Source organism: Streptomyces apricus, assembly GCF_008369065.1.
Classification (GTDB): domain Bacteria; phylum Actinomycetota; class Actinomycetes; order Streptomycetales; family Streptomycetaceae; genus Streptomyces; species Streptomyces apricus.
In genome coordinates this window covers 1-537 of record NZ_VDFC01000301.1, presented here as the reverse complement: position 1 = coordinate 537, position 537 = coordinate 1, and the positions used below count along the sequence as shown (strand labels likewise).

Sequence of the window (537 nt, the reverse complement as noted above, 5' to 3'; positions counted from 1 at the left end):
GTCCCCGTCGGGAGCAGCCGCCGGCGGCACGGCGGCCGCCGGCCGCCCCCCCCGCGCCCGCGCCCGCGGAATCGCGAAGGCGACCCACAGCACGCCAAGAACACCCGCGGAGCCGAGGAGCACGAACAGCGTGGCCCGATCCGTGGCCCGCTCCGCCTCGGAGCTGTCGCGGACCGCCACGGGCTCCGCGGCCCGCTCACCCCCGGCGGAGCCGTCCGCGCCGCTCAGGACCGTGGTGACGGCCGCGTACGCGTCCAGCTGCGGGATGTCGGCCGGATAGGCGGTCGCGGTCAGCCGGCGCGCGACGTCGTCGGGCGAGTCGTCCGGCCGCACCGCGCGGACCGCGGCGGCGGCCCCGGCCGCGTAGGCGGCGGCCACGGAGGCGCCTGCGCCGAGGTAGTGGCCGTCCCCGCGCGGACCGCCGGAGACCACTCCGGCGCCCGGGGCCACCAGGTCGATGCCGGTGGTGGCGAGGGCGCTGTCCGGCCTGACCCCCGCGGGCATCATGTCGGCGACCGACAGCACGCCGGGCTCACC

Annotated in this window: 1 protein-coding gene; it reads right to left on the bottom strand. The window is 79.9% G+C overall.

Annotated elements, in window-relative coordinates; genetic code table 11:
* Window positions 1-537: S8 family serine peptidase (locus tag FGF04_RS39800; protein WP_149516236.1), on the bottom strand; the 537-nt coding region annotated here is incomplete at both ends.